The organism is Beggiatoa alba B18LD, assembly GCF_000245015.1.
In the GTDB taxonomy this organism is placed as follows: Bacteria; Pseudomonadota; Gammaproteobacteria; order Beggiatoales; family Beggiatoaceae; genus Beggiatoa; species Beggiatoa alba.
Window position 1 is genome coordinate 4,024,035 of the sequence record NZ_JH600070.1, and the last position, 21,606, is coordinate 4,045,640.

Annotated in this window: 21 protein-coding genes; 17 read left to right on the forward strand and 4 right to left on the reverse strand. The window is 41.4% G+C overall.

Features of this window, described 5'->3' with window-relative positions; all coding sequences use genetic code 11:
* Window positions 1–119: 119 nt before the first annotated feature.
* From aroK to BEGALDRAFT_RS16625, 4 genes are all read left to right on the forward strand, one after another.
* Entirely contained in the window at window positions 120–659 is a 540-nt protein-coding gene (aroK, locus tag BEGALDRAFT_RS16610) for a shikimate kinase AroK (protein WP_002692013.1), read from the forward strand.
* Window positions 656–1,747 (forward strand): 3-dehydroquinate synthase, encoded by a 1,092-nt coding sequence (gene aroB / locus BEGALDRAFT_RS16615; RefSeq protein WP_002692014.1) that lies wholly within the window; start codon window positions 656–658, stop codon window positions 1,745–1,747. The genes aroK and aroB overlap by 4 nt, the downstream gene beginning before the upstream one ends.
* Window positions 1,744–2,916, forward strand: coding sequence for a deoxyguanosinetriphosphate triphosphohydrolase (locus BEGALDRAFT_RS16620; RefSeq protein ID WP_002692015.1), 1,173 nt, complete (start codon window positions 1,744–1,746; stop codon window positions 2,914–2,916). The genes aroB and BEGALDRAFT_RS16620 overlap by 4 nt, the downstream gene beginning before the upstream one ends.
* Window positions 2,917–3,001: 85 nt before the next feature.
* Window positions 3,002–3,973: an AAA family ATPase gene (locus tag BEGALDRAFT_RS16625; RefSeq protein ID WP_002692016.1), complete on the forward strand. Its 972-nt coding sequence runs from the start codon at window positions 3,002–3,004 to the stop codon at window positions 3,971–3,973.
* Between the two features lie 62 nt (window positions 3,974–4,035).
* On the opposite strand, the gene BEGALDRAFT_RS18550 is transcribed toward BEGALDRAFT_RS16625, so the two are convergent.
* The gene (locus tag BEGALDRAFT_RS18550; protein ID WP_002692018.1) at window positions 4,036–5,478 is read right to left on the reverse strand and encodes a diguanylate cyclase domain-containing protein; all 1,443 of its coding nucleotides are present in this window, start codon (window positions 5,476–5,478) and stop codon (window positions 4,036–4,038) included.
* Between the two features lie 308 nt (window positions 5,479–5,786).
* On the opposite strand from BEGALDRAFT_RS18550, the gene BEGALDRAFT_RS16635 reads away from it, so the two are divergent.
* From BEGALDRAFT_RS16635 to rsmH, 8 genes are all read left to right on the forward strand, one after another.
* Window positions 5,787–6,791, forward strand: coding sequence for an NAD(P)H-quinone oxidoreductase (locus tag BEGALDRAFT_RS16635; RefSeq protein WP_002692020.1), 1,005 nt, complete (start codon window positions 5,787–5,789; stop codon window positions 6,789–6,791).
* A gap of 685 nt (window positions 6,792–7,476) precedes the next feature.
* A complete protein-coding gene (locus BEGALDRAFT_RS16640) occupies window positions 7,477–8,472 on the forward strand; it encodes a sulfate ABC transporter substrate-binding protein (protein ID WP_002692022.1) in 996 nt (331 codons plus the stop codon).
* Window positions 8,473–8,587: 115 nt separating this feature from the next.
* On the forward strand, window positions 8,588–9,487 hold the full coding sequence (cysT, locus tag BEGALDRAFT_RS16645; RefSeq protein ID WP_002692024.1) for a sulfate ABC transporter permease subunit CysT: 900 nt from the start codon (window positions 8,588–8,590) through the stop codon (window positions 9,485–9,487).
* 12 nt (window positions 9,488–9,499) lie between these two features.
* On the forward strand, window positions 9,500–10,354 hold the full coding sequence (cysW, locus tag BEGALDRAFT_RS16650; protein ID WP_002692026.1) for a sulfate ABC transporter permease subunit CysW: 855 nt from the start codon (window positions 9,500–9,502) through the stop codon (window positions 10,352–10,354).
* Between the two features lie 28 nt (window positions 10,355–10,382).
* Window positions 10,383–11,435, forward strand: coding sequence for a sulfate/molybdate ABC transporter ATP-binding protein (locus BEGALDRAFT_RS16655; protein ID WP_002692028.1), 1,053 nt, complete (start codon window positions 10,383–10,385; stop codon window positions 11,433–11,435).
* Between the two features lie 249 nt (window positions 11,436–11,684).
* The gene (gene nusB, locus BEGALDRAFT_RS16660; protein WP_002692030.1) at window positions 11,685–12,140 is read left to right on the forward strand and encodes a transcription antitermination factor NusB; all 456 of its coding nucleotides are present in this window, start codon (window positions 11,685–11,687) and stop codon (window positions 12,138–12,140) included.
* Window positions 12,141–12,161: 21 nt separating this feature from the next.
* Window positions 12,162–12,440 carry a hypothetical protein gene (locus tag BEGALDRAFT_RS16665; RefSeq protein ID WP_002692032.1) on the forward strand — a complete coding sequence of 93 codons (279 nt, stop codon included), beginning with the start codon at window positions 12,162–12,164 and terminating at the stop codon, window positions 12,438–12,440.
* A gap of 595 nt (window positions 12,441–13,035) precedes the next feature.
* Window positions 13,036–13,962 (forward strand): 16S rRNA (cytosine(1402)-N(4))-methyltransferase RsmH, encoded by a 927-nt coding sequence (rsmH, locus tag BEGALDRAFT_RS16670; protein WP_002692034.1) that lies wholly within the window; start codon window positions 13,036–13,038, stop codon window positions 13,960–13,962.
* Window positions 13,963–14,074: 112 nt separating this feature from the next.
* Here rsmH and BEGALDRAFT_RS16675 read toward each other — a convergent pair whose 3' ends face one another.
* Entirely contained in the window at window positions 14,075–14,269 is a 195-nt protein-coding gene (locus BEGALDRAFT_RS16675; RefSeq protein WP_002692036.1) for a DUF2158 domain-containing protein, read from the reverse strand.
* 312 nt (window positions 14,270–14,581) lie between these two features.
* Here BEGALDRAFT_RS16675 and dapA point away from each other — a divergent pair, with 312 nt between their 5' ends.
* The 4 genes from dapA (at window position 14,582) to BEGALDRAFT_RS16695 (ending at window position 18,081) form a co-directional block, all read left to right on the forward strand.
* Window positions 14,582–15,454, forward strand: a complete 873-nt coding sequence (gene dapA, locus BEGALDRAFT_RS16680) for a 4-hydroxy-tetrahydrodipicolinate synthase (RefSeq protein ID WP_002692038.1) — start codon at window positions 14,582–14,584, stop codon at window positions 15,452–15,454.
* Window positions 15,455–15,563: 109 nt separating this feature from the next.
* Window positions 15,564–16,040 carry a hypothetical protein gene (locus tag BEGALDRAFT_RS16685; protein ID WP_002692039.1) on the forward strand — a complete coding sequence of 159 codons (477 nt, stop codon included), beginning with the start codon at window positions 15,564–15,566 and terminating at the stop codon, window positions 16,038–16,040.
* A 61-nt stretch (window positions 16,041–16,101) separates the two neighbouring features.
* A complete protein-coding gene (bamC, locus tag BEGALDRAFT_RS16690) occupies window positions 16,102–17,265 on the forward strand; it encodes an outer membrane protein assembly factor BamC (RefSeq protein WP_002692041.1) in 1,164 nt (387 codons plus the stop codon).
* Window positions 17,266–17,319: 54 nt separating this feature from the next.
* Window positions 17,320–18,081 (forward strand): NAD-dependent deacylase, encoded by a 762-nt coding sequence (locus tag BEGALDRAFT_RS16695; RefSeq protein WP_002692043.1) that lies wholly within the window; start codon window positions 17,320–17,322, stop codon window positions 18,079–18,081.
* A gap of 66 nt (window positions 18,082–18,147) precedes the next feature.
* Here the strand turns inward: BEGALDRAFT_RS16695 and BEGALDRAFT_RS16700 are convergent, their stop codons facing one another.
* Together BEGALDRAFT_RS16700 and zipA are read right to left on the reverse strand one after the other, a co-directional pair.
* Window positions 18,148–19,197: an MBL fold metallo-hydrolase gene (locus BEGALDRAFT_RS16700; RefSeq protein ID WP_002692044.1), complete on the reverse strand. Its 1,050-nt coding sequence runs from the start codon at window positions 19,195–19,197 to the stop codon at window positions 18,148–18,150.
* A 210-nt stretch (window positions 19,198–19,407) separates the two neighbouring features.
* Window positions 19,408–20,103, reverse strand: coding sequence for a cell division protein ZipA (gene zipA, locus BEGALDRAFT_RS18555; protein WP_002692046.1), 696 nt, complete (start codon window positions 20,101–20,103; stop codon window positions 19,408–19,410).
* Window positions 20,104–20,521: 418 nt separating this feature from the next.
* On the opposite strand from zipA, the gene hemE reads away from it, so the two are divergent.
* Window positions 20,522–21,604 carry a uroporphyrinogen decarboxylase gene (hemE, locus tag BEGALDRAFT_RS16710; RefSeq protein WP_002692049.1) on the forward strand — a complete coding sequence of 361 codons (1,083 nt, stop codon included), beginning with the start codon at window positions 20,522–20,524 and terminating at the stop codon, window positions 21,602–21,604.
* Window positions 21,605–21,606: the final 2 nt, after the last annotated feature.

Below are 21,606 nucleotides of genomic sequence, written 5' to 3' on the forward strand. Positions count from 1 at the left end.
CAAAGTGGATAGAAAACACAGGATAAAATAAAGGGATACAATAATATGCTGTACCACATGAATCAAGTCACAATAATTCTATTATCACATTAAAATGAACGATTTAAGGTAATTTCAAAGTGTCTGCCGAATTCAAACAACATAATAATATTTTTTTAGTCGGTCTAATGGGGGTCGGAAAAACAACGATTGGACGACAACTTGCGACCGCTTTAGACGTGCCTTTTAAAGACAGTGATAAAGAAATCGAAGAACGCACAGGCGCGTCAGTCTCTCTGATATTTGAAGTCGAAGGCGAAGCAGGTTTTCGCAAGCGTGAAACTGCCATGATTGCAGAATTAACCGCTCAAAAAGGCATTGTACTGGCAACAGGTGGCGGGGCGATTTTGAGCGAAGAAAATCGTAAATGTTTACAAGACCGTGGCTTAGTTGTCTATTTACACGCCTCTGTTGACGAACTCTTTCGCCGTACCTCCCACAGTCGCAACCGTCCCTTACTAGAAACGGCAAACCCCCGTGAACGGCTAGAAACGCTCTTTAATGAACGTCATCCTTTTTACAAATCTATTGCAGATTTAGTTGTTGATACCGAACATCATACGGTAAAACAAGTTGTTAAATACATTTTAAAGCGTGTAGACCCCAGCAAAGACTTATGAAAACAGTAACCGTTAATTTAGGTGAGCGCAGCTACCCGATTTTTATTGGACAAGGTTTATTAGGCAATCCTGAATTTGTTCAGCCTTATATTCAAGGTAAACAAGTGATGATAGTCAGCAATGAAACTGTCTCACCGTTATACCTAGAAAAAATTCTCCCTGCCTTTCAAGGGCTGAATATTGAAGCAGTGATATTACCTGATGGTGAACAATACAAAACCTTAGAGGTTTTAAATCAAATCTTTGATGGCTTACTGGGCGCGAAATTTGACCGTCAAGCGACACTGGTCGCGCTTGGTGGTGGCGTGGTTGGCGATATGACAGGCTTTGCTGCCGCCTGCTATCAACGCGGTGTTGAGTTTATTCAAATCCCAACGACATTATTGGCTCAAGTTGATTCTTCTGTTGGTGGAAAAACAGGGGTTAATCATGCATTAGGTAAAAACATGATTGGCGCGTTTCACCAACCGCAATGCGTCATTGTTGATACCGACACGCTAAACACCCTCCCCGACCGCGAATTAAGCGCAGGACTGGCAGAAGTTATTAAATACGGTTTAATTGACGACTTAGAATTTTTAGACTGGTTAGAAACCAATATCGATGCACTCATAAAACGCGACCCAGAAGCCCTAAATTATGCGATTGCCCGCTCTTGTCAAAACAAAGCCCGCATTGTCAGCCTAGACGAAAAAGAATCAGGTGTTCGCGCACTTTTAAACTTAGGACACACCTTTGGTCATGCCATAGAAACAGGTATGGGCTACGGGACTTATTTACACGGCGAAGCGATAGCAGTCGGCATGGTATTAGCGGCACAACTTTCACAAGCCATGGATTGGCTCAGTCAAGAAGACGTGCAACGGGTTGTCCGTCTGCTTAAACGCTGTCATCTCCCGACCACCATTCCAAGCACAATGACGGCTGACGATATGTGGCAACGGATGCAAGTTGATAAAAAAGCCCGTGATGGCAAAGTCCGCCTAGTCTTAATGCAAAAATTGGGATTATCTTTACTGACCGATCAATACGACCTTACCCAATTACATCAAGTGCTTACCTTAGGTCAGCAGGAGATGACAACATGATATTTAATAAAGGTTCTCTGGCTAGTTACGCGGCACATGAAAACCTTTCATTGGGACGACAACATCTTGAAGCAGCTTCACAATATCGTAGTGAATACCAACGTGATAGAGATAGAATTATTCATTCTGCTGCTTTTCGACGCTTAGAATATAAAACCCAAGTTTTTGTCAATCACGAAGGCGACTTATTTCGTACCCGTCTAACCCATTCCCTCGAAGTTGCACAACTGAGCCGTACCGTTGCCCGCTGTTTGGAACTGAATGAAGACTTAACCGAAGCCATTGCCCTTGCGCATGATATTGGTCATACCCCGTTTGGACATGCAGGACAAGACGCATTAAATTACTGTATGAAACCATTCGGCGGGTTTGAACATAATTTACAAGCCCTACGAATTGTTGATGAATTAGAAGACCACTATCCCGCTTTTCGTGGCTTAAATCTCACCTTTGAAGTACGCGAAGGGATTCTAAAACATTGCTCGTCCAGACAAGCAAAACTCTTAGGCAATGTCGCCTCACGCTTTCTGCATGAACCCTACACCCAACCCAGTTTAGAGGCACAAGTCGCAAATTTATGCGATGAAATTGCTTACAACAATCATGATATTGATGACGCATTACGGGCAAATTTAGTCACCGTGCAACAATTGCGGGAACAACGTTTATTTAATGACCATTACACAGATACCATGATGCAATGGTCATCCTTATCACAACGGCGCATTATTCATGAAACCATACGCCGTATGATAGGGGAACAAATTGCAAATCTGATTGAAACCAGCTCGACGCAATTAGAAACTTTACAACCAAAAAATATCGATGAAGTGAGAGCACGTGAAGAATCTATGCTCACCATGAGCGCGGGCATGTATGAAAAACACTTAGAATTAAAACAATTTTTACGTAAGCAAATGTATCAACATTATCGTGTGCAACGCATGGCATTTAAAGCCCGTCGCGTTATCGATGGCTTATTTGAAGCCTTTAATAATGATGCACGTTTATTGCCCCACACCGTACAATTAGAAGTACAACGCTTACAAGAAATATCTGGCAATGACGCAGGACGCGCCCGCGCAGTAGCAGATTACATTGCAGGCATGACCGACCGCTATGCCATTGCAGAATATCAACGGTTATATAACCCAATAGAATTACCGTAACGCAAAAAATTTACTACAAAAGCGATATAAATCAACCAATCATTTACATCGCCTACCCCTTTCAACCGTGTTTCGGAATCAATGAATGATGGATGCAAACGCATTTAAAACCCTACGCCAGCAATTAGGACAGCAGGTTATCGGACAACATCATTTGATTAACAGCATGTTAATCGCGTTACTCAGTGACGGACATATTTTAGTTGAAGGAATGCCAGGGCTTGCAAAAACAACCGCTGTGAAAAGTTTAGCGACAGCTATCGAGGGAGAATTTCATCGGATTCAATTCACCCCTGATTTACTACCCGCCGACCTAGTTGGAACAGATATTTATCAACAAGAAACGGGCGAATTTACCTTTCGTGCAGGCCCTTTATTTCATCATGTTTTACTGGCGGATGAAATCAACCGCGCCCCCCCAAAAGTACAATCCGCATTGCTTGAAGCGATGGCAGAACGTCAAATTACAGTCGGACAAACAACTTACCCATTGCCCAAATTGTTCATGGTCTTAGCCACCCAAAACCCCATTGAACACGAAGGGACTTATACACTACCTGAAGCCCAACTCGACCGCTTTTTACTCTACGTAAAAGTCAGCTATCCCAGCCGTGAAGAAGAATTAGCCATCCTAGCATTACACGAACCCAACACGCCCCCCACAGAAAATTTACCCAACACCACACCCAGCTATCATTTAAGTCAAGCCGATGTACTTGCCGCACGTGAAGCAGTAGGACAAGTGTATATAGACCCCCGTTTAAAAGAATATATTGTCGACATTATCCGTGCTAGTCGTGCTCCTGCTGCTTATGACAAAGATTTGCAACGTTGGCAACGATTTGGCGCATCTCCACGGGCAAGTATCGCGCTGGTACGCTGTGCACGGGCTTACGCATGGCTATCAGGTGAGTCCCATGTAACCCCACAACATATACAAACCGTCTTACCCGATATATTACGACATCGCTTATTACTATCTTTTGAAGCAGAAGCCGATGCCATTTCGCCCGATATATTTATTGAACGTTTATTACGTGTTGTTGGCGTGCCGTAAAACAAAAAAGACCTGCTAGGTTTTTAAACCCTAGCAGGTCTCTATCATTATCTATAAAACAACTATTCCACTGTATCGTTCATCAATTGAATAACAATTCGATTTCGTCCTGTCTCTTTCGCCTGATATAACGCCTCATCCGCTGTTTTAATCAGCAACAACATCGATAAATGACGATTCGGATAAACATTTGCAATACCAATACTTAAGGTAACAAAAGGTTGCACTTGAGAAGCCCGATGTGGCAATTGCAAGGCTTTCACCGCATCAGCGATATTCACCGCAACCGTTTTTGCCCCTTCAGTATCTGTATTCGGCAAAATCACGGCAAACTCTTCCCCCCCATAACGAGCGACTAAATCAGCAGGACGTTTAACAGCCTGACTCATGGCTTTAGCAACCTGTTGCAAACATTCATCGCCTGCCTGATGTCCGTAATTATCGTTATAAGGTTTAAAGTAATCTACATCACATAAAATCAATGATAACGGTGAATTATCTCGAGTTGCTCGTCGCCATTCTTGATCTAAATACTCATCAAAACGCCGTCGATTTGCTAATTGCGTTAACCCATCTAAACTGGCGAGCCGTTGCAATTCTTGATTAGCTTTTGCTAATTCTGCTTCTGCTTTGCGTCGCTCTTGAATTTCCTGCGCGAGCAATGCATTCATACGCAATGCGGCATCCTTCGCCTCACGCTCTTGGGCTAAACGAATACGCTCCGCCTCAGCTAATTTGCGTTGGCTAATATCTTGAAAAACAGCAATGGCATATAAAATTTCCTGTTTTTCATTAAAAATAGGCGTTGCCCACACTTCTAAAGGCAATAAACCATCTGCTAATTGAATTTCTAAATCGTCAATATGTACCTGTTCACCCTGCAACGCGAGGAGTAAAGGCTGTTCAGCGTGAGGATAGGGAACTGGAACTTGTTGCGCGTTTGCGCGGTATCCTTGAAAAAAGTCTGTTCCTAAAAAACTAGAATCTTGTTTAAACTCTAAATGTAACGATTTAGCATGAGATTTAGGAAAATAACTTTTATAATCCAATATTTGTGTTACAAGGTTTTGAATATAATTAAATTGTCCCTGTGCATCCGCTAACATGGTATTGCCTTCTAATAACTGGCGTGCCATTGCGTTGGCGTAATAAGGCTTATTCTGCGCATCCACGACAAATACGCCGACAGGAACTGCTTCTAAAAACTGCGCGAGTTTACGTTCACCTTCCTGCGCAACTGCACGCGCTTGATGCTTTAGTGCGTCAGTTACTGCATCTGAATGTTCCGTGGTGGTTTCGAGTAAAAGTTCTAAATCCCGTTTATCTTGTAAAACACTTTTAGCACGACGGGCTAAGATATCCTCGATATTATCAGAATGACAAACGATAGTTTCTAGCAATAGCTCTAAATCATCGTTTTCCTGCTGTAAAATCTGAACTTCCTCACGTAAACGAGAAAGTTCTTCAAGTAAGCGGACAAGGTTGGGCAAATGGTCTTGCAACACGTTATTTTCGCAAGGCTAATGAAGAGATAAGGTCAATTAAGTATCTTATACCAAAATTGCGCATTTAGGGGATACCGTTTGTTACTAATAGCCGAGTAAATTAAGCAAGAATTGTACGCTAATTTTGCGGAAATTTAATGACACTAGTTTTGTCAAAAATCCAGTGCATCACAAAATAATTAAGATTTAATTTATTGTAAAATTAATTAGTTATACTTGGTTTTTAACCAATCAGCAACCCTAAAATCGTCAATTATTTTAAAACGGATGAATTAGGATTAAGAACGAATCGCATAAAAGGAACGGTGATGGCTGCCTCTCTCACGCATTTAATGAATTACATCAAAGTAAAATCCGCAGGTAGTGCTGATGAATTAATCTTAGCGCGAGATGCGATTCCACAACCGAAAACAGGCGAAGTACTGATTAAAGTTGTCGCAGCGGGGGTTAATCGCCCCGATGTCTTACAGCGTCAAGGCTTATACCCACCACCAGCGGGCGCATCGTCAGTGCTTGGTTTAGAAGTATCGGGGATAATTGTTGCTGTTGGCGAAACAGTAAGCCCACAATGGTTAAATAAACCTGTTTGCGCACTACTTAATGGGGGCGGTTACGCTGAATATTGCACAGCAGCCGTCGAATTGTGTTTACCCATTCCTGACGGTATGGATTTTATCAGTGCAGCCGCTTTACCTGAAACTTTTTTCACTGTTTGGACGAATGTTTTTGAACGGGCAAAATTACAATCGGGAGAAACGTTTTTAGTACATGGTGGTTCAAGTGGCATAGGAACAACCGCAATTCAATTGGCTAAAAGCTTTGGTGCAACCGTGATTGCAACCGCAGGTAATGAGGGAAAATGCCAAGTTTGCCGCGAATTAGGTGCACATCATGCGATTAATTATCGCACAACGGATTTTGTTGACGTTGTTAAACGTGTTACTCATGGACAAGGGGTTAATGTCATTTTAGACATGGTCGGAGGGGATTATATTACCCGCAATTTAAAAGCGTTAGCGTTAGAAGGACGATTAGTGCAAATTGCATTTTTAACAGGAAGCCAGTTAAACCTTGATTTAATGCCCATCATGATGAAGCGTTTAACCTTAACAGGCTCTACATTGCGTGCTCGTAGCGTGACGCAAAAAGCGCAAATTGCACAGGCTTTATTACAAAACGTTTGGGCATTATTGGTAAAAGGGCAAGTTAAACCCATTATTTATAAAACGTTTTTACTAGCTCAAGCAGCCGAGGCGCATCGTTTAATGGAAAGTAATGAGCATATTGGCAAAATTGTTTTGCAGATGGAATAAAACCGAAAGTTTATGCTTCCAATTATTTATTTTTAACCTGAGTTCGGCGATATTTATAAAATAAAACAGATACCTGCTAGGTTTTTAAAACCTAGCAGGTCTTTTTTTTGTCTGAATCAGAATTCACAGAATTTTCAGAATTAGCAGAATTAAAAACAATTAAAAACAATTAAAAACATAATTTTTTATTCTTTTAATTTTCTTGTCTTTTTAATTCTGAAAATTCTGATTCAGACAAACTGTTGTCTTTTTAAAAGAAACTCGCCGAACTCAGGTTATTTTTAATCTATTTTTTAACAGCTTAAGTTTGGGTGAGATTTTACAGATAGCGCATAGACCTGCTAGGTTTTGAAAACCTAGCAAGTCTCTGTTTTATTTTATAAATATTACCGTATTCGGGTGAATTAAATTCACTAAACGGTGTTCTGCTAAGGAATAAATTGCAATTTTGAGTAAAACATTGATAACGTGACTTGTCCGTCATTGCCCAAGCAAACCATACACGCATTTAATATTTTGATAAATCAACTTATTTTTAAAAATACGATAAGCAATTTTTCTTAATAGCAATAACCAAAGGCTATTAATGAATACCAATCTATTCTTTTTCATGATTACCTTTTCTCGTTACAGTAAAGCGTAACAGGTCACTTTTAAAATGTTTTTCTCTCAGGAATCTACGTCTATGTCATTCAAAAAAATCATTTCCTCTTTATTAATGGGTCTCAGTCTCTCGATTTCTGTTCCTGCAGCAGAAATTACTTTGTTGAATGTTTCTTATGACCCTACCCGCGAACTCTATCAAGCATTTAACCCTGCGTTTGCTAAATATTGGCAGGCGAAAACAGGGGATACCGTTACGATTAATCAATCTCATGGCGGTTCTGGTAAACAAGCACGGGCGGTGATTGATGGCTTAGAAGCGGATATCGTGACCCTTGCATTAGCTTACGATATCGACGTGATTGCTGGGAAAGGCTTATTAGCCACAGATTGGCAAAAGAAATTAGCGAATAATAGTAGCCCTTATACTTCTACTATCGTTTTTTTAGTGCGTAAAGGTAATCCTAAAGGGATTAAAGACTGGGATGATTTAATTAAAGAAGGCGTTTCTGTGATTACGCCAAATCCAAAAACTTCGGGCGGGGCGCGTTGGAATTATCTCGCTGCGTGGGGCTACGCGCTGAAAAAATTCGGCAATGATGAGGCAAAAGCGCAAGAATTTGTCGCGCAATTGTTCCGTCATGTGCCTGTGTTAGATACAGGCGCACGGGGCGCGACAAATACCTTTGCGCAACGTGGTATCGGTGATGTTTTGTTAGCTTGGGAAAATGAGGCGTATTTAGTTTTAAAAGAATCAAAAGATTTTGAAATTGTGACACCCTCACTCAGTATTTTGGCAGAACCGCCCGTTGCGGTTGTCGACAAAGTGGTTAAACGTCGAGGGACTGAAAAAGTAGCACAAGCCTACTTAGCATTTTTATATACCGAAGAAGGACAAGAAATCGCCGCGCAAAACTTCTACCGTCCCAGCGTATCTAGCGTTGCAGAACGACACAAAGATAAATTTGCCCATGTTGAACTATTCACCATCGATGAATTATTCGGTGGCTGGTCAAAAGCACAAACGACACATTTCCAAGATGGCGGTGTGTTCGACAAAATCTATCAGGTGAAGTAACGCATTGAATTTTTACAATAGCAATGCTCACTATTTAGAGACTTATCCGTACAGTGTTCATGGATGAGTCTCATTTTTATCTATCTCTTTTTATCGATGTTTAGAGGTTTTATCTGTGTCCACTGTCAACCCTGTAGCCCTTAGCGTGCCTCAAGAAACTGAGGGGGTTGCCGCACCATCGGCGCGTTCTTGGTTTCATAAAAAACACAGTGTCCTACCTGGATTTTCACTGACTTTAGGCTACACCCTATTTTATTTATGTTTAATCGTTTTAATTCCTTTATCCATGGTTGTGTTTAAAACCTTTACATTGAGTTGGGAAGGGTTTTGGGCGGCGATTACCTCGGAGCGAGTTCTGGCATCTTATCGCTTATCGTTTGGCTCGGCACTGATTGCCGCACTGATTAATGCCTTGTTTGGCTTTATCGTCGCGTGGATATTGGTACGTTATGACTTTGTTGGCAGACGGGTGATTGATGCCTTAGTCGATTTACCCTTTGCGATGCCGACGGCTGTTGCGGGGATTGCGTTAACAGCGATTTATGCACCCAATGGCATTGTTGGGCAATATTTAGAACCTTTAGGAATTAAAGTCGCTTTCACCCCCATTGGTATTATGATTGCGATGATATTCATCGGCTTACCTTTTGTCGTGCGAACAGTACAACCCGTGTTAGCCGATTTAGAAAAAGATGTTGAAGAGGCGGCCGCCAGTTTGGGGGCGAATCGTTGGCAAACATTTTGGCTCGTCATTTTACCAAGTATTGTGCCTGCTTTATTAACAGGGTTTGCATTAGCCTTTGCGCGGGCACTGGGTGAATATGGGTCGGTAATTTTCATCGCGGGTAATATGCCGATGGTTTCAGAAATTACACCATTATTAATCATCATTAAGTTGGAACAATATGATTATGCAGGGGCGACAGCTATCGCGTTAGTGATGTTAGTCATTTCTTTTGCCCTGTTATTTGTGATTAACCTGCTTCAAAGCTGGACACAACAACGCAATAGTTAGGATTTATCGAGAATGTCTCATTTTGCAACCCCTCATCACAGTATCAGCGAACCACGTTGGGTACGTTATAGTTTATTAACTATCGGCTTAGTTTTTTTAACTATTTTTATTTTATTACCCCTATTTGTCGTCTTTCATGAAGCCTTTGCAAAAGGTTGGCAGACCTATATCACCGCATTAAGTGAACCTGATGCAAAAGCTGCAATTTATCTCACCCTGATTACAACCGCGATTGCTGTCCCTTTAAATCTAGTTTTTGGCGTAACAGCCGCATGGGCAATTGCAAAATTTGAATTTACAGGGAAAAACTTTTTAATCACGTTAATTGATTTACCGTTTTCCATTTCCCCTGTCATTTCTGGCTTAATTTACGTCTTACTCTTTGGATTACAAGGATTATTAGGTGAGTGGCTTATCGACCACAATATCAAAATTATCTTTGCTATTCCAGGCATTGTGCTGGCAACAATTTTTGTCACCTTCCCCTTTGTTGCACGGGAATTAATTCCCTTAATGCAAGCACAAGGAACGGACGAGGAAGAAGCCGCCGTTTCTTTAGGAGCAAATGGTTGGCAGACTTTTTGGCATATTACCCTGCCAAATATTAAATGGGGTTTGCTGTATGGTGTGTTGCTGTGTAATGCACGGGCGATGGGAGAATTTGGCGCGGTGTCGGTCGTGTCAGGTCACATTCGCGGGCTAACAAATACAATGCCTTTGCACATTGAAATTTTATACAACGAATACAATGCCCCCGCTGCATTTGCGGTGGCTTCCTTATTGGCACTATTAGCCATTGTAACCCTCGTGTTTAAAACCTTATTAGAATGGCAAGTTCAAAAAGAATTTGCCAAAGATGCTGCCTAATTGTCCCTAGCCAATTTGTGAACGAATCATGAGTATTACCATTCAAAACATCCAAAAAACGTTTAATCAATACCAAGCGTTGAAAAGCATCAATTTAGAAGTACCAACAGGCGAATTAGTCGCGCTGTTAGGTCCTTCAGGCTGTGGAAAAACCACGCTATTACGCATTATTGCGGGTTTAGAAACCCCCGATTCAGGCAATATTTATTTTCATGGCGAAGAAACTACCAGCCAGCCTGTACAAGAAAGACAAGTCGGCTTTGTCTTCCAACACTATGCTTTATTTCGGCATTTAACTGTATTTGAAAATGTAGCATTTGGCTTACGAGTGCGTCCACGCCATTCCCGTCCGCCAAAAGCTGAAATTCGTAAACGGGTAGAAAGTCTATTGAAATTAGTTCAATTACATGGACTTGCTGACCGTTATCCCCGCCAATTATCAGGTGGACAACGGCAACGGGTTGCACTAGCGCGAGCATTAGCCGTTGAACCCAAAGTGTTGCTACTTGATGAACCTTTTGGCGCGTTAGATGCCAATGTTAGAAAAGAATTGCGTCGCTGGTTACGCCAACTACATGACGAAATCCACTTAACCAGTGTTTTCGTCACCCATGACCAAGAAGAAGCCATGGAAGTATCGGACAGCATCGTAGTGATGAATCAAGGGAAAATCGAACAAATCGGCACACCCAATGAAATTTATGAGCACCCAGCAAACCCCTTCGTTTACCAATTTTTAGGTAATGTAAACCTTTTTCATGGACGCTTACAAAACGGCACGGTTCATGTTGGGGATGCACAAATTCCATTAAACGAACATCACCATATAGAACAATCTGAAACAGTTGCCTATGTCCGTCCGCATGAATTAGAAATTACCCGCGCCCCCCATCAAAGCGCGTTAGAAGCGATTATTACCACCATTAGTAAAGTCGGCTCTTCTATCCGCTTAGAACTACATCGCCCAGATGATGAAAACGTCTTACAAGCAGAACTAAGCAAAGGCGAATTTGAACAACTCAGCCTGCAAAAAGGTGAAAAAGTCTTTATAAAGCCAAAACAAATGCGCGTCTTTTTATAACAAAAATCTAAGGGCAGCAAACGGATACCCCCATTTTTAAACGGCGGTATCCCTATTTTATAAAAAACAACTTAACAAGTTTTTTATAAAAACCATTGAATTGTTATACATAATTAGCGTAAACTACGCCGTTTTTTATTCGCAATTCACTGATGAAAAATAAGGTTTTTTTACAATGCGAGTTCATTGCAAACCCTTATTTTTGCTATTTAGCGTTTTTTGTTCTTTAACATTTAGAGTCCTCTCATCATGTTCGAAAATAAACCGAAAATATCCCCGTTAGCCCGCCGTGCAGCGCGAGAACGTGTACTCCAAGCCTTATACCAATGGCTATTTACAGGACAATCCGTTTCAAGCATCGAGGAACAATTTCTCGTTGACCAAGACATGAGCAAAGTGGATATTCCTTATTTTCATAAGCTACTCCACGAGATTCCACTCTACACTGCTGGATTAAATGAAAAATTCAGCTCCTTCTTAGACCGTCCCGTCGCCCAATTAGACCCCATTGAACAAGTTATCTTATGGATAGGCAGTTATGAACTGTCCTACTGTCCTGATATTCCTTGGCGCGTCGCTATTAACGAATCTGTAGAACTGGCAAAACGCTTCGGTGCAGATAAAAGCCATAAATATATCAATGGGATACTAGATAAATTAGCCCATCGCTTACAAGTTGAAAATCCTGTGCGTCAATCCGCATAATATCTCTGTGAATATTGCCTTATGGGATTAATCCGTTTTCTTATTTATTCTGCTATTGCGGCATTTCTTTGGTATATCATTCGCCGATATATTGCCTCTCTCAAACGAGAGATAATGACCCGCAAAAGCAATACCTCTCAAACAACGGTTAAACAACAAGGCTTAATGCTCCGTTGCCGTCGTTGCCAAACGCATTTACCAGAAACAGAAGTATCACGCCAAAAGACAGCAGATAACGAATTTATCCCTGTTATACAAAATGATAAGTGCGTACATTGTGGTAAACAGATGCTTGATTAAAACCTATAGTAACCGTACCACAAAGTGATTTAAATTTAGGACTGGCAGTCCTGTGAGGACTGCCAGTCCTTCACATCGTTTTATAGTGCGTTTACTATATCTAACCTGAGTTCGGCGAGTTTCTTTTAAAAAAGACAACCGCTTGTCTGAATCAGAATTCGCAGAATTGAAAAGCATGATTCACCTTAAATTTTTGGGTTAAGGGTTTTAAATCCTGCTAATCCTGATTCAGACAAGGTTTTAATCTTGTCTGGTGAATTCCGATGAAAAACAAGAGAATAATCTCTGCCAGTCCTTCAACCCTTTTCGCGTGCTCCGACAGACCTGCTAGGTTTTGAAAACCTAGCAGGTCTATGTTTTGTTTTATAAATATCGCCGAACTCAAGTTATTATCCGTCTTTTTTCAGGTTCGCTAAAGGCATGACAGGTTTCATATAAGCAGACATCGTCATCAGTCGTTTTTCCAGATGTTTTATAAGCAGTAGAAAAAATCTCTAATAAATTGTAGATAAAAGCTAATTTTAAAAAAACATTCACAAAAAATTTCAAAAATCAGACGTTCTACCCCAACAAAAAAACCGCAGGAGTATTCAGCGTGACCACAGAACACCGTTCTGTTTTATTACAAGAAGCCATTGACGCATTAAATATTCAAGCTGATGGCATTTATATCGATGGCACATTTGGACGGGGCGGGCATAGTCGCGCAATTTTGGCACGGTTGAGCGCACGAGGGCGGTTAATTGCGTTAGACCAAGACCCCGACGCTGTCAGCGTTGGGCAGGCGTTACAACAAAGCGATGCACGTTTTTCTATCGAACACACTCCCTTTATGGATTTGCAAAAAGTGGTTGAAGCGCGTCAATTACAAGGAAAAATTAACGGTATTTTGTTAGATTTGGGGGTTTCTTCGCCACAGTTAGATACGCCAGAACGTGGCTTTAGTTTTATGCGGGATGGGGTTCTGGATATGCGCATGGATACCAGCAGTGGCGAGCCTGTGAGTGCGTGGCTTGCGCGGGCGGGAGAAAAAGACATTGCGGATATTTTAAAAAACTATGGGGAAGAGCGTCATGCACGTCGAATTGCCCGCGCCATTGTCAGCGCACGCACGCAAAAGCCATTAACCCATACGGTGCAATTGGCAGAAATTATTCGCACTGCACATCCTGCTTGGGAAGTGGATAAACACCCCGCAACCCGTTCTTTTCAAGCCTTACGGATTTTTATTAATCGTGAGTTAGCGCAGATAGAAGCCGTTTTACCGCAAGCCTTAGCCGTGTTAGCCAAACAAGGACGTTTAGCGGTGATTAGTTTCCATTCTTTGGAAGACCGTATTATTAAACGCTTTTTTCGGGACGAAGCCAAAGGCGACCCTTATCCGCCAAATTTTCCCATTCCTGCGCATTTATTAAACCCAACCGTGCGTTTAGTGGGGAAAGCGATTTATCCCAGTGATGCAGAAATTGATGAAAATCCTCGCGCCCGCAGTGCAGTTTTACGAATTGCTGAACGGTTATAACTAGTTAAGATTCAGTAGGATTTTACATAAACAGGTAAGTAATTGAGTAAAATAGCCTATGCCATTTTACTCATATTAAAAAAAGATGAGGCTCAGATTAAAACAGTTAGCATTAACCCATTATTTCTCCGACGATTGGTGGATCGTAATCTTTTTCTAGCGCAATTAATGGGAATACATTGTAATAAATTTGATTTTCTGACATCCATAAGCATTTTGCTAATTTTTCATTCAGTTCCGTGATAGTCATGCGTGGAGAGCCTGACTTTAATGCGACCACCTCGCCGATTTTAAATTGTTCTGACATAGCCGTATTTCTCCATTAGTATCAATATTATGTGTTTGGAGCGCAATCTAATAAATTGTCATATTGTGCTCATAGAATTATCCAATATTTTAAGAGTGATAGATATTATTTAACGATTGGATAATATTTAGTTAAAAAATATTTAATCGTTTTTCCCCAAATATCATGACATTTGCCATATTTCTTTTTACATGACTTACAGTCCCTCAATAAATGTAGAAAATATCCCCTCGCTACTTGTTATCATTAGGCAAGATACGTACTATGAATCGTTTAATTCCGTGATTGAATTTTGACTGAGGGAGTCATCTCATGTTTCAAGGCAGTATGGTGGCATTAGTCACCCCTATGCACACTGATGGCACATTAGACATTGAAGCCTTACGCCGTTTAGTGGAATTTCATATCGAAAACCAGACCGATGCCATTGTGGCGGCTGGTACAACGGGTGAATCTGCAACCCTATCCCATGCAGAAAATTGTGAAGTTATCCGCCTCGTGGTCGAGATGGCTAAAGGGCGCGTGCCCGTGATTGGCGGAACAGGTTCAAACTCTACGGCAGAAGCCATTGAATTGACGGAATGTGCGAAAAAAGCGGGCGCGGACGCTTGTTTGTTAGTAACCCCCTACTACAACAAACCCACACAAGAAGGTTTATATCGTCATTATCGTAAAATTGCCGAAAGTGTCGATATTCCCCAAATTCTCTACAACGTTCCTGGTCGCACGGCTTGCGATATGTTGCCAGAAACCGTTAAACGCTTATCGGTGATTGATAATATTATCGGGATTAAAGAAGCTCTAGGCGACTTAAATCGCGTTGATGCCTTAGTTGCCTTTGCGAGTGATAAATTTGCGATTTATAGCGGTGATGACAACACCGTGATGGAAGCAATTTTGCGCGGTATGAAAGGCACAATTTCTGTAACGGCAAATGTTGCCCCCAAGTTAATGCATGAAATGTGTTTAAAAGCCTTACAAGGCGACCGTGCAGGGGCAGAAGCGATTAATCAACGCTTACAAAAACTGCATATTGACTTATTTGTTGAAGCGAATCCTATCCCTGTTAAATGGGCCGTTCAACAAATGGGCTTAATTGGCGATGGCATTCGTTTGCCATTAACCCCACTTTCTGAAAAATATCACGCTGTTCTTAAGCAAGCCATGCAAGCAGCGGGTGTCTAATATAGACATAATCTAAACAGCTTTAATAAGCGGTGAAATGTTAAAACCTTCACCGCTTTCTTAAATTAAGAAAACCTTACCACTTAACGACATCAATGGGTCAAAACACATGAAGCGGTTGATAAACCTTATCACGCTATCCGTTACGGTTGGATGTGCGACAGGCTGTAGTATTGTTGTTCCTTTCCTCGATAAATCATGGGTCGATAATCCGAGCTACGAAAGTGGAAAAATTATGCAACCGTTGACGGTTTCTAGCGAATTAGCGAATAACAATGCTTCTCAACATATCAGTACTTCTTCAAGTACGACTAATAAAAAAACGCCCGCTACATCAACAGCAACCACAGCACCTGTTATAACGCCAAAATTGGCAGAACCAAAGCCAACACTTGCACCTCATACAACAACAAAACCAAATACATCACCCAATGCACGTGTAGAAACCGCAGAGCCTGATAGTATCGATACTACTGATGAAAATCTGACGGAAACCCCATTAGAACAACCGATAACATTAGAGCCGTTAGGCACTGCAAAAAAAGGCGGGTTAGGGTCAGGCGGATTTAAAACACCATCACCCTAATTTCATACTACTCAACGAATTACCATTGCCTCATCAAATTCTCATTGCCTAAGGTCTGACTATGTCCTCTCCGTTAAAACAAGTTAGTGGATTACTCCTCCTTTGCACCAGTTTAAGCAGTTGTGGCATGTTCGATAAAATCGACCGTGCTTTGCCTGATAACCGTGACCAATACAAAGACAGCAAGACTATTCCGCCATTAGAATATCCGCCCACCATCACTGACCCCAATATCAATGGAGAAATGCCAATTCCTGAAGTCAGTGCCAATGCAAGAGCGGTTAATAACAGCCAAAACACCGTTACACAATTACAGACTGGTACAAATACCACAGGGACAATGCCTGCCCCACGCGATAAACCGCCCGTCGTCGATTTAACCCAAACTGCCCGACAAACTAAAGTAGTCGTATTGCCAGAACTGAATGAAGTGGAAGTCAAAAAAGAAGGCAATAACCAATGGATGCTTATTCATGCTGAACCAGAACAAATTTGGTCAGTTGCTCGACAATTTTGGATAAAAAATGGCTTTGAACTAGAAATTGATGCCCCTGCTTTAGGCGTTTTACAAACCAAATGGGTAGAAGACAGTAGCACCTCAACCCGCAACCGCTATCGAATGCGCTTAGAACGCGGTAGCGATAGCAAAACGACTGAACTTTATATCAGTCATCAAGGGACAAAACGGGTTCGTGTTGGTGACGACTACGTTTGGCAACCTTTAATTTGGTTATCCGAACCCGCTAACAAAGAATTAGAAAATGAAATGATGAAGCGGATGCTCGTCTATTTTGGTTTACAAGATAGTCTTGCTATGAACTTTGTCGCGCAAGCAAATACCGCGAGCAACACAGATAATAAAATCGAGCTACAAAAACAAGCAGATGGATTAAGTCTTTTAGTACGTGCAGATTTTGAAAGCACATGGCGCGATACAGGCATCGCACTAGACCGTATCGGCTTTAGCGTCGATAAACGCGACCGTACTAACCGCGTTTACGTTATCCGCTACGCAAACGCAAAGCAAGCCGCACAAAGCAAAGGCTTATGGGATACCTTATTTGGTAGCAGTGACCAAATAGCGACAGAAGAATACATTATTTTCCTCATGCCTGAAAAAGATGAAAACCATACACGAATTGCTGTATTGAGCAAAAAAGGCAATTTAGAATCCACTCAAACGGCTGAGCAGATTCTGACTTTATTGCGTGACCAATTGCGGTAAACTTTTAAAAAAGGGGGGGCGAGTTTTCGCCCTTTCACGCTAAGCTAAATAATCATGGACACACCCTTAAAAACGATTGCTGAACATCTTCGGGATGCACAACGAATCCTGTTTATTACAGGTGCAGGCATGTCCGCCGATTCAGGCTTGCCGACTTATCGGGGCATTGGTGGCTTGTACGATGGCAAATTAACCCACGACAATATGCCGATAGAGGTTGCCTTGTCGGGCGATATGTTAATGCGTAAGCCTGAAATTACGTGGAAATACTTGTTAGAAATTGAAAAGTCTTGTCGCGGTGCGTCTTTTAATCGTGGGCATGAGGTGATTGCTGAGATAGAACAAGCGAAGCCAGAAACGTGGGTATTGACGCAGAATATTGATGGCTTTCACCGTTTAGCAGGGAATAAACACGTTATCGAAATTCATGGACGGGTTTACGATTTACATTGTGTCAAATGTCGTTATCAGTTTTCTGTCACGGATTACACTGAATTAGCAGGATTCCCCCCTAGTTGTCCTAAATGTAGCGGTTTAGTTCGTCCTAATGTGGTGTTATTTGGGGAAATGTTGCCCGAACCTGCTTTACATCGTTTGTATAAAGTACTAGAAGATGGTGTCGATTTAGTCTTTACGATTGGCACAACCAGCGTTTTTCCTTATATCGCGCAACCTGTTTTAGCGGCACGTTCGTTAGGAATTCCAACCGTAGAAATTAACCCCGGACGGACAGAGGTGTCTTATGCCGTGCGGTATAAAGTTGCACGGGGAGCAGCGGCGGTTTTGGATGAAGTGTGGCAAATGGCGAAAGGTTAAAAAAAACCTGCTAGATTTTGAAAATTTAGCAGGTTTTTTAATTGATGTTATCCGCCCACAATGACGTTAGTTTTTGGGAGGCGGATAAATATGGTTATCGCCCGCATTTAAAATGCCGAAAAACATGCCATCGGGTACAACGGGATAGGCATCATAATGATATAAAAGGCATTTTTTTTGAATTTCTGGGTCTAAATGTTTGATTAAATCGGAAATATGGGGATGTACACCTGAGGGGAATGAGCTGGTTTCACAATCCATGTAAATTCGATCGGCTTTGCGGTAGTGCATTTCTAATTGTGGCGGAATCATAAATTGAATATCCGTCGGCATTAACACGTTGTAACCGCTTGTATGTTGTAAGCTAATCCCGTAGCTGGGCATTTCTTCAGAACTAGAAAATACATGCATGGCAAAAACAGGGGTCATGACCCATGATTCTTCGCCATCTTGAAATGTATGGGTCACGGTTCTGCCATCTTCTTGTTTGCCAACAAGGTGAATATCGAAATAAGTTTCTAAATTAACATTTGGCACACCTTGCACGGTATCTAATCCAGGCCCGACGGCACGTCTTAATGGCTCTAACACTTTTTTGTGAATAAATAAATCAGGTTTGGTATTAGAGGGGGGGTTAGCCCATAGTGTTTGTTCGTGAAATAATTTATCCGCAATAAACATTCCGTTTAACCATGCTTTCTTTTGTTGGGTGTAATTGGGATTAAACAGGGTGGTTAATGCGATGCATTCCATACCGCCGATGTGGTCGTTGTGCGGATGGGAAATATAAACGCCATCAATTTGTGTAGAAGATAAATGTAGGGCTTTTAAAGCGTGGCGTGCATCTCCGCCCATATCTACCAGTAAACGATAAGGAGCTGAACCGCGTTTGCTAGGCATATCAAACTCAATTAAGAAATTTGAATGCCATTTAGGATTGTAAAAGCGTTTACTGCGTTGTGTCAGTTGCGCAGTGAGTTCAGCTTCTGACAGGGTTCGTAATGTACTGGTTTTTCTTAATTCTAAAATCAACTCACGCACATCTTGAACGGATAAGCCGTCTTCATATTCTCCTGTCGAGAATGCCGCGTTTACACCAATGGCTGTAATTTTCATGGGTTAGTATTTATTTAGACTTAAATATAAATAATGAATGCTCTATTTTTTTTATGTAAAAACCACTACAAAAGTCATGAATGACAACGCTGTTATATGGGCTAAATATTACAGTTTCTTAATCATATCATTCAGGATTCACGAAAGGAAAGAATTAAGTTTATTGTCGTGATGCTTTAGCTGTGTAATGGTTTATTGATCTATCGTGATTTATGTACGTTGTTCAAATTCGTTAATACGTTGACGTAATTCATCAATTAATTCTGAAGTTAATGGTTGATGCCGATCATTTTCCACAATACCGCCTAATGTTTCTGCGACTCGTTGCGCTGTATTTAGCATTAATTCAAATGCAACTCGTCCGCCAAAAGGACCGGGTAATTGTGAAAATAAAGCAAGCCCTTGGCTATGGAATATATGCGCATCTTCAGGGTTAAAAACACCAGGTTCCATGAGATTAGCAATACTAAAAATCGGGTGCTGGGTTTTTGATTCTCCTAAGCCATAATGGTGGAAAATGCGTTTTTTACCGTGAATTAGCCCCAAATCTTGTAAAACTTCAAAAATATCTGTACCTAAAAAACCTGTTTCATGTTGTGCGATGACGAATAACACAATAATTAATTCTTTGGGTTCTTTGAGGGATGTTTCAGCAGTATTTTCTTCTTCATTATTGGTGTGTAAGTCGGTTTGAAATAAAGTTTCCGCGTTTGCATCTGACGGGGGAAGGCTAGCATTCTCGGTATCATCAAATAAGGGCGCGTCTGCAAGAAAGTTATTTTGTTCTGTTGTATGGGGGTTTTGCTTGCGGTGCTTGTATAAAAAGAATCCTAATATAACCGCAAAAACAATAATGATACCGACAATAAGCAACCAGTTATTGAGAAAAATATCATAGTTTATCATAGTGTTTCGGTTTTATCTTAAGCGGTGGCAAATGGCGAGAGCATGAAACAGCCAGTCAAGTTTGTTGAGTCAAAATTTTTGTATTTTACACATTTTATATAAGCTTTGACCAACCAGTCTTTTAGAGCAAGCGTTTTATGACTGATACAATCTTGAAAAAGAGAGTTGTATCGGCTTCAATAGAAATTGCACTATCTATTTAAAAGATAAAAAATTATCTGTAATTATTGTTACTATTTTGTCTTTATTTCACTATCAAACAGAATACCTGCTTGAGGAAATAAGGGGTATGCCCTAGGTTGACCCTACATAATCACAACATCAAGCTGTCAGAAAATCCACGCAAGAGGGAATATAGCCCTGCGTCAGAATCAGTTATAATCAGCTCTTTCTCTTGTGAACACGCGCAACGATTTCCATGACCTCTTTTTTAAAAAATGACCGCTTTTTACGCGCTTTACTGCGTCAGCCTGTTGATCAAACACCCGTCTGGATGATGCGACAAGCAGGGCGTTATTTACCTGAATATCGAGCAACTCGTGCAAAAGCGGGTGATTTTATGACGCTGTGTAAAACCCCAGAGCTTGCTTGTGAAGTTACTTTGCAACCTTTAGACCGTTATCCATTGGATGCCGCTATCCTGTTTTCAGATATTTTAACGATTCCCGATGCGATGGGGCTTGGGCTGTATTTCAGTGAAGGTGAAGGTCCTATTTTTAGCCATCCTTTGCGCAATCATCAAGCTATTGAAGCGTTAGGCATTCCTGACCCGCATCAAGATTTACAATACGTGATTAATGCCGTAAGTCTGATTCACCGTGAATTGGCAGGACGTGTGCCGTTAATTGGGTTTTCTGGCAGTCCTTGGACATTAGCCACTTATATGGTGGAAGGTGGTTCAACTAAAACATTTAGTAAGATTAAAGGTTTATTGTTTGACCAACCCCATAGTTTACATTTATTGCTGGATAAATTAGCCCAAGCCGTCACCTTGTATTTAAATGCACAAATTGTCGCAGGTGCACAGGCAGTGATGATTTTTGATACATGGGGCGGTGTATTAACAACCCGTGATTATCAACTGTTTTCTTTACAATACATGCAACAAATTGTTGCAGGGCTACAGCGAGAACAAGCAGGGCAAAAAGTACCTGTCATCTTATTTACAAAAGGCGGCAATGATTGGCTAGAACATATTGCAGCAACAGGGTGTGATGCGGTCGGTTTGGATTGGCAATTGCCTATCGGTGAGGCTCGGCGACGGATTGGGCAAAAAGTGGCGTTACAAGGCAATATGGACCCTTGCGTATTGTATGCCTCTCCGCAACGGATTCGTGAAGAAGTCGCGGAAATTTTAGCCAGTTATGGACATGGTTCAGGTCATGTCTTTAATTTAGGACATGGGATTCATCCGCAAGTTGACCCCGAACATGTTGGCGCGTTTATTCACGCTGTCCACGAATTCAGCCCGATGTATCACGGCTCAGTGCAAAATAATTGAGG